Annotated in this window: 11 protein-coding genes; 10 read left to right on the top strand and 1 reads right to left on the bottom strand. The window is 44.9% G+C overall.

What is annotated here, in order from left to right; translation table 11 throughout:
* The first annotated feature begins 50 nt into the window (after positions 1–50).
* From MKX59_RS18800 to MKX59_RS18790, 3 genes are all read left to right on the top strand, one after another.
* Positions 51–3,293, top strand: coding sequence for a hypothetical protein (locus tag MKX59_RS18800; protein ID WP_340858703.1), 3,243 nt, complete (start codon positions 51–53; stop codon positions 3,291–3,293).
* 72 nt (positions 3,294–3,365) lie between these two features.
* On the top strand, positions 3,366–8,849 hold the full coding sequence (locus MKX59_RS18795; protein ID WP_340858702.1) for a polymorphic toxin-type HINT domain-containing protein: 5,484 nt from the start codon (positions 3,366–3,368) through the stop codon (positions 8,847–8,849).
* Between the two features lie 16 nt (positions 8,850–8,865).
* Positions 8,866–9,321, top strand: a complete 456-nt coding sequence (locus MKX59_RS18790) for a hypothetical protein (protein WP_160789790.1) — start codon at positions 8,866–8,868, stop codon at positions 9,319–9,321.
* Positions 9,322–9,408: 87 nt separating this feature from the next.
* Here MKX59_RS18790 and MKX59_RS18785 read toward each other — a convergent pair.
* Positions 9,409–10,553, bottom strand: a protein-coding gene (locus MKX59_RS18785; protein ID WP_340858701.1) for an IS3 family transposase whose coding sequence is annotated in 2 segments (ribosomal slippage) — positions 9,409–10,280 and positions 10,280–10,553 — 1,146 coding nt in all. Because the reading frame shifts where the segments join, the coding sequence is not laid out codon by codon here.
* A gap of 762 nt (positions 10,554–11,315) precedes the next feature.
* Between MKX59_RS18785 and MKX59_RS18780 the strand changes: the two genes are divergently transcribed.
* The 7 genes from MKX59_RS18780 (at position 11,316) to racE (ending at position 16,011) form a co-directional block, all read left to right on the top strand.
* Positions 11,316–12,452 (top strand): polysaccharide deacetylase, encoded by a 1,137-nt coding sequence (locus MKX59_RS18780; protein WP_340858700.1) that lies wholly within the window; start codon positions 11,316–11,318, stop codon positions 12,450–12,452.
* A gap of 206 nt (positions 12,453–12,658) precedes the next feature.
* Positions 12,659–13,084, top strand: coding sequence for a phage holin family protein (locus tag MKX59_RS18775; protein ID WP_023987985.1), 426 nt, complete (start codon positions 12,659–12,661; stop codon positions 13,082–13,084).
* A gap of 80 nt (positions 13,085–13,164) precedes the next feature.
* A complete protein-coding gene (locus MKX59_RS18770) occupies positions 13,165–13,452 on the top strand; it encodes a Dabb family protein (protein WP_013309679.1) in 288 nt (95 codons plus the stop codon).
* Between the two features lie 24 nt (positions 13,453–13,476).
* Entirely contained in the window at positions 13,477–13,917 is a 441-nt protein-coding gene (locus tag MKX59_RS18765) for a DUF86 domain-containing protein (protein WP_023987986.1), read from the top strand.
* A gap of 8 nt (positions 13,918–13,925) precedes the next feature.
* The gene (locus MKX59_RS18760) at positions 13,926–14,573 is read left to right on the top strand and encodes a helix-turn-helix transcriptional regulator (RefSeq protein WP_028542843.1); all 648 of its coding nucleotides are present in this window, start codon (positions 13,926–13,928) and stop codon (positions 14,571–14,573) included.
* Between the two features lie 96 nt (positions 14,574–14,669).
* The gene (locus MKX59_RS18755; RefSeq protein ID WP_075154021.1) at positions 14,670–14,993 is read left to right on the top strand and encodes a YtxH domain-containing protein; all 324 of its coding nucleotides are present in this window, start codon (positions 14,670–14,672) and stop codon (positions 14,991–14,993) included.
* A gap of 208 nt (positions 14,994–15,201) precedes the next feature.
* Positions 15,202–16,011: a glutamate racemase gene (gene racE / locus MKX59_RS18750; RefSeq protein WP_023987989.1), complete on the top strand. Its 810-nt coding sequence runs from the start codon at positions 15,202–15,204 to the stop codon at positions 16,009–16,011.
* Positions 16,012–16,067 lie beyond the last annotated feature (56 nt).

Here is a 16,067-nt window from a genome sequence, read left to right as displayed (position 1 = left end):
CAGCCCAATATGCATTTTTTTGACGAGAAAAAGGGAGGTTATACAGCTAGATGATTTGTAAAAAGGTAGTGGTATGGTTTCTGACGGCGATTTTAGCGATTAACACCTTGCTGTGTCTGCCTGTTGAAGCAGGAGCAGAAAAACAAAATGCAACGGGCGGAATACAACAAGGTCATGCAGGTTTGGTACAGGAGGAACAGGAGATCACTAATGAAACAGTTTCTTTTGATCCGCCAACTTCTGTAACAAACAGCGTTTATAATGCACTCATGATGAGCTTGGCGGCAACGGTGGAGTATACGTCAATCGTTATCGAACCTGGGGAAACCTATGAATTCGAGAATACAGATACGATCAGTAAGTCCATATATAGCAACGCTTCTCAATCAAAAGGCATTTTGTACGATAGTGTAAGTTACAAAGAGGACGGAGACATCAGCACTGTCCATATGGACTATGGCATTAGCCCCATTGGTGTTCCTGGGGGAGGCACAGCGTTTATTACGAATACAGGAACAGCAGCATTAACCGTAAAAGTAACGGACGTCTTCACCTACAGTACATCGGAGGACCCGGCACTAGAGCGAGTTACGGTCTCTAAAAATGAAAGCTATCGGATTGTGAATGAAGGATGGACTGCCCGTTCGATTCAGCATGATGGGTCAAATGCGGACAATCGCCGTTTTGATTACGCAAAATACAAGGCAGACGGAACTTTATCCGCATCTGATCTCAATAGCATTGCTCATCCCTCTTTGGGTGATGGCGAGGAACTGATTATTACAGGTTCCACTGCCAATGCGGTGACCTTCGGATTTCCATACGGCAAATACAGTATAGAAAGCACCGGCGAGCCGGCTTATGCGCGGGTTACCCTAAATCAGGGGGAAAGCTACCAATTTATCAATGTGGGAACCCGATTGGATACGGTGGAAAGTGACGGTACATCTAAAGATAAACTTGACTATGTTGTTTATCTGGCAAACGGAACAGAGGCTTCACGCGGCAGTGGCACTACGGCGAAGCCGCAGATTGCTGTGGACAGATACGCGGTAATTACCCAGGTCACTGCCAATCCGGTTACATATGGGGCTCCATATCGCAATTTTATTGCTCGTCCTGTGGGTGGTGATGCAATCAGCCGTGTGGAGCTTGAGGTGGGCAAGAGCTACATTTTCCACAATAATGGTACGCTAATGAATCCGATCTACAATAACTCCAAAAAGGTAGGAAGCTTGTTCGACTATGCTATTTACAAGCCGGATGGAACGGTAAATTCCTCTGGTTTTAACAGCCAGTCTGGTCCCATGATCCCGCCTTCGGGATATGCCATTGTGACTGTGATCGGTCCGAGTCCTATTATCTTTGATTATACAGATGATTTTTCCTGGGAAACTAGCAATGATCCTGCCTTTTTACGCGTAACACTGTCTAAAGGCGAAAGTTATGCTTTTACTAATATTAGTGATCATTTGAGGAATCTGCATAGCACAGCCAGTACCGTTAAAGGAAAATATGATGTGGTTCTGTACAAAGCAGATGGTACAGAGCAATCCAGGCGCAATACCGGAAACTCAACCTTTTTGGTTGGTGCAGGTAAAAAGGCTAGTGTGACGGTAACCAGTGACACGCCAATCACGTTTGGTGGTATCTATCGGAGCTTTAAGGCCAGCGAAGATGATAATGGTATCGGGCAAACGACGCTGGAGCCAGGGGATTCGTACATTTTCCGCAATCATGATAGCAAATCGAATTCATTGCGGCATGACAAAAGTAGTGGAAGTGCACGCTTTGATTCGGCAAGCTATCGAGGGCTTCGTTTACTGACATCAGATCATTTCAACAATACAGTGGACCCAGAGATTGTTGCAGGCGGTGAAGCCATTGTCACCAATGTATCCGATCGGCCAATCACCTTTAGTTACAGCAGTAAGGTAGAGGCTATGCTTAACGCACAGGCAGCCTTCCATCGAATTACATTGAAACGCGGTGAAAGCCGGAAATTTATCAATGTAAGCACTTTGGACAAGGCTCTGGATGTCATTTCAGTCAGCGGTATGAAGTGGAATTACATGAATTACAAGGCAGACGGTACGGTGTACAGTCAGGCCAGTGATACGACTCAATTGCCGTTGGTACAGGCTGGTGGATATGCCATTGTAACGACGGTTTCGGATGTGCCAGTGACTTATGGAGCTGTGTTAGGAATATTCGACGTTGAGGATGCTCAGGTGCCGACAGGCAATCATGTCACTGTCAAGCAGGGAGAAAGCTATGTATTCCATAATACTGGTTCACAGGCTTCCTCATTAACGACAGATGCTTCAAACGAAAGCCGCCTCTACGACTATGCCATATATGAAGAAGGTAGCGGTGTAAATTCCAAGGTGGATAGAGCAGGTATGGATGCTTCTCTACCTGAAATCTCACTTGGAGCCGGAGATACGCTTGTTGTGACTGTCACTTCGCCGCAAGCCGTGACCTTTCATTTCAAGAATGAAATTAAAGCGGAGCCAAGCACAGAACCGGCGTTGTTAAAAACGTCTTTGTCTGGCGGAAAGCAGGAGATATGGATCAATCGCGGAAGTCAGGAGGCCCCTATCGTGACGAATGCGAAGGCGGCTGGTGGAACGTATCAATATACCGTTACGGATCAGGCTGGAAAAGTGATTCGTGAACATAAAGAGGCGACAGATAATCAACAGCAAGTGCCAGCTAATGCAAATATTCATCTTGCCGTAGCTGCAGCTGCTCCTGCTGTTAACTTTGGAGCGCCTTATCGTGTGTTTGCTGTAAAAAATAACGATGACAGCAAGCTGGACGAACTAATTGAGCTCATAGATAAAGAAGCTGACTTTACGGCAGGCCAACAAGGGAAATATCGGTTTACACCCAAAGAAGACGGGATATACCGTTTTGCGGTGAAGGAGAAATCCAACTTTGCTGCGCAGCAACCCATTGTAAGCTTGTTTACGGACCCTGATTTTAGTAACCAGCTTGTCTCTTCAACAGAGCAAGCACAAATATATGGTTGGGATTACACGGTCTTAGAGTATGAGATGAAGGCAGGCCAAACGGTTTATGTGAAGCTGACAGAAACCAATAGCGGCGCATTACAAACCGTAATTAAGGCAGCACATATGGCGCTTGGTAAGGATACTTCATATGAATATGGAAAAGGGAACCGAATGAATAAAGTTATTTTGTTCACCGGTGATCAAATTCAACTGGATTATGACTTAAACGGAAACGTCATTAGACGGACGAAGAAGGTATTTCCTTTTACAGATTAAAAGGATGTCTTTGCTTCGAAAAAACATAACAGATAGTTAGATGTACAGGCATTATTAAATAGGGGTGAGCGAGTGTTTAAACGTTATATTTGTAGTCTACTATGTATGGCAATGTTGCTGGGTCCATGGAGCACATGGGCATATGGAGAAGAAGGGCACGGAGAGGCGGCAGCTTCTCAGTCTTCTTCGTCTTCCACTCCACAGATTATTACCAGAGCATGGCTTGCGCAGCAAACTGGTAAAGATCAGGCTTGGGTCAATGCACAGTTATCCAAAGGCTATACTTTATATGATATTTATAAAGCTTGGCAAAAAGATGGTGGAGAAAATTCATTACCGGAGCAAAGTCCAAGCTTGTGGGTACAGCAGAATGGGCTGACATTGAGCACAAATGCAAAGGCGGAACCGTCTGATGAGTCGGCTGAGCTGAAGGAAGGTGAAAAGCCCACTCAGGCCGCCCAGGATGAAAAGGCAACTCAACAACCGCTAGATAAGGAAGAGGATAAAGCGCCGGCTCCAGACACGACTGAGATGGATATACCATCCATCCCCCGAGTAAATGATTCCGTATATGCTCCGACTCCAGGAGAAAACGGACTGATCGGGAAGGATTTACTTAAACAAAGTTTGTTGCAGGTATCTGCTACAACAGATGTGTATGCTCCTTTTGATCAGGCGGCGCTTGCACAAAGCAGGTTGAGTGATGATACATCGCGTTATGGAATGGATTATGGTGACAACAGTGTGTCCACCGCTTCAGGACAGCTCGTTGTTCAAAATACGGACTTGGTACTGCCGGGGTCATTGCCCTTTGCATTGGCTCGTGTGTATAACAGTTCATTGGCAAATAATCAGATTGGTGTGCAGCAAAATGAAGGGTTGTATACAAACATAAGTGCCATCCGCGAGGAAGAAGCAGCTTCTGGTCTAGGGAGAGGCTGGAAATGGGATCTTCCTCATATGCAGAAACAGGATGGTAAACGGTATTTGTATATTCCGGGAACAGGCTCCTATGAACTGAGAGATGATTTGCAGCTTGAAGGATATGCATACAAAGATCTGAAGATCGGAACAGATCAAAGCGCAAGTGTGCAGGGAGTAAGCAGTGCATACAAAATAGCAGTGTTGAATGGAAATGACTATTATCTCGATCAGGACGGTTATTTGATTTTAATCCAGGATGCGTATAAGAATCGAGTGGAATTTGATTATACAAGTTCTGGCGGAGCAAAGCTTATTCGTTCGATTAGAAACAATGATGGCAAAGAACTTGATTTCACTTACAATGCTGGACAGCTTGTTGTTAAAGAGCAAGGCACGGACCATCAGTATACCTATCGTCAAAGTAGTGAGGGAAGCAGCAAGGTGCTGTCAGAAGTACTGGATTCTCTTTCCCGAAGCACAAGCTATACGTATACATTCATGGATGCTCCTTTTAATGTGGTCGTAGATGGTGAAAGAAAGACTGGAGCCCTGCAGCCCAATGAAACCGCGTTGCTTACACGAATTGTACGACCTACTTCATCGATCACAGACATTCGTTATGAAGCCTATAACAAGCAGATAGGCGTGTACGGTACACAAGGCGTGTTCAAGGTGGCTTCACGCGCTGATATGTACAGTACAACTGCCGGCGATCGTTTTTTAAATAAAATTGATTTCGCGTATTCCGGAGAAGATCTAGCCAGTTATGGCAAAAATGCTGAGTGGACGGTGGTTGCCAAAGGGACGCGTACAACAGAAACCTTCCATTTTGGTAAAGTCTTTAGAGGAGATAACACACCAGACAAGCTTGTTCTTAACCGCTATGATCAAGAGGGTGATTCTACCGGCTATCATATAAACTACACCTATAATGAGGCCATAGATTGGAATTTGCCTGTGCAAATGGAAGAGTCCTATACGGAAGGAGGTTCTTCGTCAGAACCTGTAACCACCTCCTATGACTACAATGAATATGGTCTTCCACTAAAAGTATCCCAAAGTACTGGATTGGAGACTGCTCATACGTATAAAACCTCTAGTGAGCCTTTTTTCTGGGTTCAACCTACCCAGACGGTTACTAAAATAAGTGAAGGAAAAACTGGAACGACAGTTCGAACTTATAAAGCAGAGGGCGCATTGTATGAACTGAAAAACTATGAAGGTACAGAGCAAGGGAAGCTTTTATCACATACCTATACTTTTTACAATGCAAAAGGGAATGTAAGTGGTCAGAAAGTTCTTATTGATGACAGAAACTATACGGATGTTTCTATTGATTATAAGTCTCCCTATGGTTCTCAGCTCCCAACAAGGCAGCTTTTGCCTAAAGGTGTTGAGTATACGTATGATTACTATCCGACCGGAGAAATCAAGTCCCAAACAGATGCCAAGCGCAAAACGGAGTCTTATGTGTATGACGCATTGGGGCGTGTAACAAAGGTTACTTATCCGGACGGCACTCAAACTGTCGTGGTGTACAAGGATGATACGAATGATGTCACTGTTACCGGACCCGATGGTGTAAGCGTTGAAAGATTGTATAATCCGTTCGGGCAGATGCTTCAGCAGCAGGTGGATGATGCAATCTATGGTTACGGTTATGATGATCATGGAGATATGGTAGAAAGCACGGATGCCGAACAAGCAACCACTCGCTACGCCTACGATGCTTTTGGACGACCTGTAAAGACGACCTATGCGGATGGAACAACAGATACCGTGGCGTATAATGCAGTGGATCGTACCGTTACTCAGACGGATGCCTCTGGCTACCGTATACGTGAAGTATCGGATGCTCTAGGTCGTGTGACCTCCACACAAGAGGCTGAAAATGGATCATTTCAGCCGCTGGAGTCGTTAGCTTACAATCATGCGGGTATGGTCACTAGCCGGACGGACGGTAACGGTCAACGTATGATCTATGATTACGATGCTCTGGGACAAATGACTTCGGTCACAGATCCATCCGGACAGCAGGTTAGCTATATGTATGATCTAGCCGGAAATTTGAAGACCGTTCAGTTTCCAGATGGGCAAAAAAATGTGTATTCATATGATGAGTTGGGCAGACGTACGTTACTTGAGAAATCAAGCGGAGGAACTACGTTAAATATTTACGATACGGATGGAACTATCTCCCGTATGTTGACAGGAAAATCGGATGCCATTACCTTTCAATATAACACTGACGGATTAGTTACCGAAGCGGCAGGTCCCGATTTTAAAACCAATTATACCTATGACAGCGCAGGACGAAGAAAAAGCATGACAGATGGTCAGGGAACGACCACCTATGCCTATGATCCATCAGATGGGTCGTTGACTGGGCTGAAGTACCCTGATGGTACGCACATCAGCTATGAATACAACAAGCAGTCTCGTACAGGCTATGTGCTAACAGATGCTGCTGGCACGTCTATGCACGTTCAATCCAAGCTGGACAGTGTGGGCCGAGTTACCCAAATGGACATTAGCGCTGGGACCGGTGTGGCAAATGTACAGAGTTTGGGAGAAGCGAGTGCTGCTGCGGGTGGATCACTAGATAGCATGACGTTTGATTATGCTCCTAATGGTTTGCTAAAAGGTCAGTCTTCGAGCAGAGGACTGAGTACACGATTCAGCTATAACGGACTGGATTTATCCGGGGTTACGGTGGAGCAAGGCGGTACGGCGCTATACCAATTTGGTTATGAACGGGATGGGAATAAAAACATCATCGGACGTACACAAAACGGAACAACAGACCAGTTTGGATATGACCCGTCAAATCGGATTGCCAGCGAAGCCGCTGGTGAAAAAAATAAGACCTATGGCTACGATCCGAATGGAAACCGAAGCGCTGAAAGCAGTGGCAAAGTGTTCGGCATGAAAAATGCTGAATATACGTATGATTCTGTCAGCCGTCTGACAAAGGTGACCGGTGAAGGCAAAGAGGTCGGGTACAGCTATAACGGAGACGGTCTACTGTACGAGCGTACAGAGGGCGGCAAAACGACTCGGTATTACTATGACGAAGAAGCGAAGCTGATTGCGGAAGCCGAGGTCCAAGGTGGAACAGCCAAGATCACTTACGCTTACGTGTATGACTTGTCCGGTCAACTGTGGGCCAGACAAGACAAGGTAAGCGGGCAGTTGCAATATTATCAGCTCAACGGTCACGGTGATGTAGTAGGCCTAAGTGATAGTTCGGGCAAGGAATTGAATAGCTACAGCTACGATATCTGGGGCGGCCCGGAGAAGGTCAAAGAGACCGTTCCGAACGTGCTGCGTTATGCTGGCGAGTATTGGGATGACACGACTGGGCTTCAGTACCTGCGGGCTCGCTGGTACGATCCGGGCACAGCCCGTTTTATGGGCGAGGATACGTATCAGGGCGAGATCAGCAATCCGCAAAGCTTGAACGGGTATGCGTATGTAGCCAATAATCCACTAATCTATGTGGACCCGAGCGGACATTATTTTGAGACCATTGATTATCAAGAGCTTAGAATATTACTAAATGAAGCCAGACTTAAATCGGGTTCCAGCAAGAATCAGAATTATCAGTTATACAAGGATTTCATACGAAAACGATACGATTTTGTGTCCATTTATGGAGGAGCAAACCAGTACAATTACTTATACGACCTGTTAACGGGAACAAGTGACTATAAGAATAGTTCTGGCAAGTCTGATTGGGCTAAAGATCAGTTGTTAAGTGCATACCAAAAGTGGACAGATGCCGAAGTCCTTGGCATAGCTGCGATGGGAATGATTAGCGATGTGAACTTTAGTGGCAAAGGGAAGTATAGTGGTAAAGTAAAATCAGGGAAATGTAATTGCTTTACAGCTGGTACTAAGGTTCAAACAGACGAAGGAGAGAAACCTATCGAGGAAATCGAGGTAGGGGAGAAGGTACTTGCTAAGTCTGATGAGACTGGAGAAGTGGCATATAAAGAGGTCGTGGGGCTGTTCCAAAAACAAGCTGACGAAATCTACTATGTCCATATCGGAGATGAAATCATCGAGGTAACAGGTGAACATCCTTTTTGGTTGGATGGTAAAGGATGGACGTTTGTTAAAGACTTAAAAGCTGGTGACTTACTTGTTTCGAGTGATGGTTCTAAACTGGCAATAGATAAGATTGAGAAAGAACCGCGAAAAGCAACAGTTTATAACTTTGAGGTTAAAGACTTCAATTCGTACTTCGTTTCAAATCTCGGAGTTTGGGTGCATAATTGTAGTGTTTTAAGATATGCACTAAAATCACAAGATTTGGATTGGAGGGGTGCTGGAAAGTCCTGGAGAGATGCGGTTAATTTAGCATTTAGTAAAACAGGTGTTGATAAAAGTGGATTTACAGCAACAAAATGGGCGAAAAATGTAAATGGTAAATCATTTCCAGTGGAATGGCGATCAAAAAACGGAGCAGAAGTTAGTATTGATTATGCACATTATGGAGTGGATAGAAACGGGAACTGGGCTTCCGGGCCTGATGCGCCACATGTTGGTTGGCAAACCCCGGGTAAAAAGAATACAGTAGGACATATAATAATTGATTCTGTACCATTTGGGAGACCAGCGAATAAATAATCAAATGGGAGGACACATGTGGAATATTAAAGAACAAATATTTTCAGCCTCAAGTAAACTAGATATTGACTTGAGTATTTTGCCCGCAGAAGAAGCAGTAAAAATAAAACAGAGCATTATGAGTAAGTACTTGGAAGATGGTAGTTCACATAATTTTCCGCTTTTTGAAAGAATACATGATTATGTAGGAATTGATGTTCCAGATTCATGGATGTGGATATCCAATTTCGTAAATAAAAATCCAGTAATTTTATTCTTTAATCCAGAGGATGAAAAGGGGTTTTTCAAATTAAATAGTGGTGAGGATGTGGTTTCAATTATCGATGAGATTTACAATGTTGAATTTTATGTAACTAACTTTGATACCGAATATTTATTAGGGTACAACCATTCACAATGTTTGATTGCTTCTGGAACAGCATCGTTCTGGCTAGAAAACCACGAGGGCTATAAAGCAAGATATAATAAATAGACAGAAATTCTTTTTAAGAAGACCTTGACGAGGTAGGGACGGGACTGACCCCCGTTTGTGAGACAGGGATCAAAACACCTTGCAAGTTTAAGCAGCCAGTCGCCTGTAATCCACCGGCGACTGGTTATTTAGTTTCGCTTGAATCCGAATTGAGTTATAGTAGGTGATGTAGTCTCGAACGGTCTGTTCAACGATTGCAGTCGTTGTACACATGAGATCTTCGAGGTAGAACGTTTCAGACTTTAATGTGGAATGAAACGATTCGATGGGGGCATTATCAGCGGGCGTTCCTTTACGGGACATGCTCATGGTAATGCCTTTTCCCTTTACTGCAGCTTGATAAGCCTGTGACGTATATACGCTTCCCTGGTCGCTATGGAGCAGCATACTTGTCCGTTTTGGAAGTTGATTCAGCGTATCCAAAACCAAGGACGTATCTTGCTTGTCCGCTATACTGTAAGCCACAATCTCCCCGTTGTACAGATCTAGAATGCTGGAGAAGTACAACATCTTTCCGCCAAATGGTAAATAGGTGATGTCCGTGACGAGCTTTTGCAGGGGCGCCTCTGCATGGAATTGCCGCTTCAACAGATTTTCTGCTGGATGAGCGGGCTGCCCAGTGGCCTTTCGTTTCTTCATCCTCACGCGGCACTGTAGCCCCTCACGCTGCATCATCCGCTGAACTCGTTTGTGATTCGTTCTTTGCTCTCTCCGAAGGAGTGCGGCGATTTTCCGGTAACCATACCGAAATTTATGACGGATGCAAAGCTGCCGGATTTTCTCTATCGTAGCATCTGTACGCTCTGTCTCCACGCTTGCTTTCCAGCGGTAGTAGGTAGCTCTTGCGATCCCGAGCCATGCACAAGCCTCAGACACCGTCACTTCTTCTCGAATGGACTCGACCCAGGCAATGACGACTTGAGGTTCCACCTCCTTTCCAGTTCCTTGTACTTTTTTAGCAGGTCCAGTTGCTGCTTCAGGAACCGGTTCTCCGCTTTTGATTTTTCGAGCTCCGAAGAGTGTTCCGGACCTTTTCCGTAGCTGTACTGTTTACCCACAGGTTGCTCCAGACGATGCACTTCGCCTTTTCGATACCACCTCATCCATGTTTTTAGCTGTGTCTTATTCCGTATTCCCAATTGCTCCATAACCTCTCTTACTGGAACTCCTGCCAATCTCATTTCAATAGCTTTCATCTTTATTTCTAAGGGGTAACTCACTCTCGTTGCCAACGTAAAAACACCTCCAAGGTTATCTCCATATCTTACGACATGGCTCGATTCTCTTGAAGGTGTTTTGATTTGTCTCACGTTATGGGGTCAGTCCCCAGTCCCGGTACGCCTCTCAAGGTCTTTTTTCACCGCACCTGGTGCCGAATGAATTGGAAGCTATGTCGAAGCAGATTTTACGCTCATCAATTTCATATGATACTCCGTAAATACGATTGTACGCATATATAAGTTTTTGATTAATATACCTTTATTATTTTTACCTCCGCCCCTTGTCCCAAAGTCATGGGAATGGTCTCGGACAGCCCTACTTTTTTAATGGAAGACAAGAAGAACATGTATAAGTAAAACGAGAGAATGGAACTCGAGAACGGCCAAATTCCTATAGAGATTTTTGTGAGCTCAGGTTTTGACATGGATACCACCTGTTGCAACGCTAGAGTTACTTGTACCGACTGCAAATAGTAGGAGGTTTTTTAGATCCGGCCAATTTATTCACAACTTTGTAACCTTCTCTGGTAGGGGGGTTGCGAGATTGTTTTCAAATTGTTTTACTATATTTACCTACTATAGTCTGGTAATCTATTAATATATATAGGGGGAACGAAAAGACGTCAGGTTCAGTCGGTTCATACGCGTTTATGTTCTATATGTTGAGTGAATGTCTATATTGCCATGTCTATATCGTCATGTCTGTATAACTTCATAGACAAGCTAGAGATAGCTCCCGCACATTATAAAATACAGCACAGGATGGTGTAATGAATGAAGCTTTTAAATGCAAAATGGATGGCTGTATGCTTGATGGCAATCTGTTGTTTGGGTTTGCTAGGTATACATACGAATACGGCGAGTGCACAAGCGAAGGCTCCTTTGCTGGGGGTCAATGATGTGTTGCTAGATTCGAATACCATTCAGCCCGTAATGAAAAATGATAAGTTTTATGTTCCTATCGTTACATTAGGGCAAAAGATGGGGATTTCTACTTCGGCCAACGGCAACACATTGGTACTGACTGGACATAATCGCAGCTTTACGCTGGATTTGAACAAGGGGGATGTGTTCGAGCGTGGAGATCGTACAATGGTGCCAATTCGCACTTTGACCGATGCGTTCGGCTTCACTATTACGCTTCCAACAAGTAATCTATATCGAATTCAGAACGCAAATGCTAGTTTGTCTGATGCTCAGTTTTTGAATACATTCGCAACAGAAATTAAACAGTATGCAGCTGTCAAACCGGGCAAAGCCAGCAATTCAGGCAACAAGGGAACTGCCTCATCATCCAGCCGTACGATTTATTTGAGCTTCGATGATGGTCCTACGGCGCATACGTCGCAGCTGCTGGATATTTTAGATAAATATAATGCGAAGGCTACTTTCTTCATGCTGGGACCTGAAATTCGTCAACATAGCGCAGTGATGAAAAGAATGGTAGAGGCGGGTCATGGTTTGGGCCTGCATGGGATGACGCATCAGGTGAAGAAAATCTATGCATCCCCGGCAGCAGCACTCGCAGAGATGAATCAGGATAATGAAATTTTATTTAAGGCTACAGGAAAACGCACTTCTTTGATTCGTACACCTTATGGCAGCAAACCGTATTTGAAGAAAGCATATCGTGATCAACTGACGGGTGCAGGTTATCATATTTGGGACTGGAATATCGATTCCAATGATTGGCGTTATACTAAAAATCCAGAGCATTTTGTACAGACTGTCCTAAGTGATATTAGAAGATTGAAAAAGCAAGGCAGAACACCAGTCGTTCTTATGCATGATAAGCCATCTACGATCAAGGTTCTTCCACAAATCATGGCCGCTTTGCAGAAAGAAGGATATTCGTTCGAGCCGTTGAATGATAACCTGACTCCGCTTAATTTTTGGAATGATCATCGTTAATTGAATAGCATGAAAGAAAAGGCACCTTTTCAACCATTATATAGTGGTTGAAAAGGTGTCTTTTTGTTGTATTCGCTCGGAATTGTGAAGTTTGCAGCATGCTTTATATGAATCTATGAATTCATGTCTATGCACAGGTCATATGACTTTACGGGTTACCACGTCGCTGCATATATTACAGTAACCGCCCCGAGAGGAGGAGAGGTATGAATATTAATCCGAGTATGTTTAGTATGATTTGCGCTACCGCAGGAGCCCTTATTACGTTTGCCTTTGGCGGCTGGAATCAGCTAATGGTGCTATTCACGGTTGCAATGGCTGTTGATTATGTGACTGGAGTCGCCGCAGCAATTAAGACTGGGCAAGGTTTAAGCAGTAAAGCCGGCTTTTGGGGGCTGGCTAGAAAGGCTTTAATGCTAATGGTAATTTCTTTGGCGCATCACGTGGATCTCCTGATGGGTACCGAAATCATGAAAGGGGCGACAACGTATTTTTATTTATCCAATGAATTGATCTCTATTACGGAAAACTGTTCACGAATGGGTCTGCCGCTCCCACCGAAGCTCAAGAATTTTTTTGCCCTATTAAAGGACAAGGAGTCTGATGGTAAAAATGGCGGAAAAGATCGCTAGAATTACAAAGTTTCTTTCCGTATGTGGGGCGTTATGATAAAATTTTCAAGAGAACATTTTAAGATAAGGAGCCTATACGCATGATTAAACATATTGTTTTGTTCAAATTGAAAGACCGCTCCCCCGAAAGCATTGAGCACACGGCATCCATCTTGCGCAGCATGAACGGCAAAATCAAAGAGCTGCTGTCACTCGAAGTAGGTACGGATGTGATTCGTTCGGAACGTTCTTATGATATTTCCCTTACCGCAGTTGTCGAAACACTGGAGGATTTGCAAACGTATCAGGTACACCCTGTGCACCAGGAAATTATTGTACACATGAATGAAGTAAAGGATGTATCTATCGCAGTTGATTATGAAATCTAAAGCGATTACTGGAGGTGTAGGACCTTGTATTATGTCAACCGGGAACAAATTGAGCTTCGACTAGGGGCTGTTCCCGACATTGTCGCCGGACTTCGCCAGACTTCTGCTGCCTGGAACGGCGATCTGTTGCAGGGGCTAGTGCAGGAGCGCTGCCTTCATCTGGCAATTGAGACGGTAACGGACGTAGGAAGCTATATCATCGACGGATTTATTATGCGTGACGCTAGTAGCTATGAGGATATTATCGGTATCATTCATGAGGAGGGTGTACTGGATGATACCGTATTTCATTCGCTAGTAGAGCTGGTAGGCTTACGTAAACCCCTAGTACAGGAGTACTTCCATTGGGACCGGACAAGCCTTCACCCGCTTACACCAAAGCTGCCTGGGTTGCTGGAGCTTTTTGCATCTAACGTGCATGATTATTTAAATAAGGAATTGGGTCCCCAGCCCGAGGGAGTGTAAAGGCAAAAGTGACGGATAAGTATATCGTACCCGAAATGCCCACTAGGCGCATGATCATGACATTATTGAAAACCCAGGGACCTGTGGGCGTCGGAAGCTTGGCAGCTCAATTGGGCATTACCGAAATGGGAGTGCGCAGGCATCTCAAATTGATGGAGCAGGATGGTCTGATCGTGGCTACGATCGTGAGACAGGCGATGGGACGTCCGACGTTTTTATACAGCCTGAGCGAGCAGGGAAGCGAGCAGTTTCCTCGTAATTATGATCATCTGTTACTGGAACTGTTAGAGGAGCTGGATGAAGAACAGGGAATGGAAGCTGTTTACTCGCTGTTTGATGGTAGAAAACGTAAAATGATGAAGCGCTACGCCCCTCACATGGAGGGGAAGACTACACTGGCCTCACGTGTGGAAAAGCTTTCGGGCATCCAGAATGCTTCCGGATATATGGCAGAGTGGCACGAGGAAGAGGATGGTAGCTACTCTATTGTGGAATACAATTGTCCTATCTCTCAAATTGCAGGCCGTTACCGCAAGGCTTGTGAATGCGAGCAGCAAATGTTTGAGGAGCTGCTTGATGCCGAGGTTGTTCGTGAGGATTGTTTGGCGGATGGGGGCCGTTGTTGCCTGTATCGTATCCGCTCTAAAAAAAAGTAAAACTTTTCAGGCTTGTTTCCTGTATCATGACAAGCTCTCCATGCTTATAATGCACTAACAGATGGGCATTCGCCCGGGCACAAGGGAGAGATGATGATGAAGGAGAACTGCAAAAGTTTTATCCGAGGCGCGTTGGCAGGCAGCATTGTTGGTTCGGTTGCTGCTTTGTTATTTGCCCCTAAGTCTGGTCGTGAGCTGCGTCAGAATATTACAGATCAGGCGCGCAACGTAAGTGATAAGGGACAGGAGCTAGCGGGGAAAATTTCAGACACCTCAATTGAGTATACTGACAAAATTAAGGAGACAGCCTCAGCCGTCATTCATGAAATCGGGCAATGGCGTAAAAAGAGTGAAATTATTCCTGAGGTTAGTATTTCATCAGCGACTGGTCAAGAAGATACGGAAAAAGATGCTCTGTAACGGTTTGTAAAACGTAGGTGAAACACTGAATACAGTTTGAATTCGTGGCTTCTCCCGTTGGGATGGAGCCTTTTTATTGATCACTTCCTCGTTTTAGGGTAATCTTTTGGGGTACCTTTTACACGAATACGACATAAGGTATGTAGCAACGGATAGCTTTCCGAGATGAAACAACTCATATTTGAACAAAAAAGGAAGCGGTGTGTACGTGCAGCAAGCGATTGCAATATTGGATTCCGGTGTAGGAGGTTTGACGGTTGTAAAAGAAGTCATGCGTCAGCTTCCACGGGAAAAAATCATTTATTTTGGAGACACTGCGCGCACTCCGTATGGCCCCCGACCATCGGAAGAGGTTAAAAAATTTACAGAGCAAATGGTTGATTTTCTGATTCAATTTGATCCGAAAGTCATTATTATTGCTTGTAACACGGCTACTGCCGCGGCATTGGACTATATAAGCCAAAAGGTATCCATTCCGGTGATCGGAGTCATTCACCCTGGGGCTCGTGCTGCGATTAGCGCGACGGCTACCGGGCATGTCGGGGTGATTGGGACTGTCGGTACGATTCGAAGCGGAGCGTATACAGCTGCGCTCAAGCAATTGTCTCCTTATGTAGACGTGGTGAGCCATGCTTGTCCTGCGCTTGTTCCATTGGTGGAACAAGGGTTATTCCGCTCCAAGACGACATCGCAGGTTGTGGAGGAGACATTGAGACCTATTCAAACGTATCCGATTGATTGTCTGATTCTTGGTTGTACGCATTATCCTTTTTTGAAGGAAACGATTCAAGAAGTCATGGGGCCTGCAGTAAAGCTCATTAGCTCGGCAGATGAAACGGCGCGTGAGACGAGTACCATTTTGTATAACAAAGGCAAGTTGGAAGCTGGGGACGAAACGCCGGTGCATCAGCTTTTTTGTTCCGGCGATCCTGAATTGTTCCAGCGCATTGCCGCACAGTGGCTCGGGGAGCAAATTCGCCAAACGCCTGTCGTCTGGCAAGTCACCAATTTGGATTAACGAGACAGCCGACTTTTTTTGTCATTGGACAAAAGAAGTCGGTTGTTTTGCTTTTC

Origin of the sequence: Paenibacillus sp. FSL R7-0340, assembly GCF_038002205.1 — a bacterium.
GTDB classification, from domain to species: domain Bacteria; phylum Bacillota; class Bacilli; order Paenibacillales; family Paenibacillaceae; genus Paenibacillus; species Paenibacillus polymyxa_B.
The sequence above is the reverse complement of the archived record's forward strand: the minus strand, read 5'-3'. Positions and strand labels throughout refer to the sequence as shown.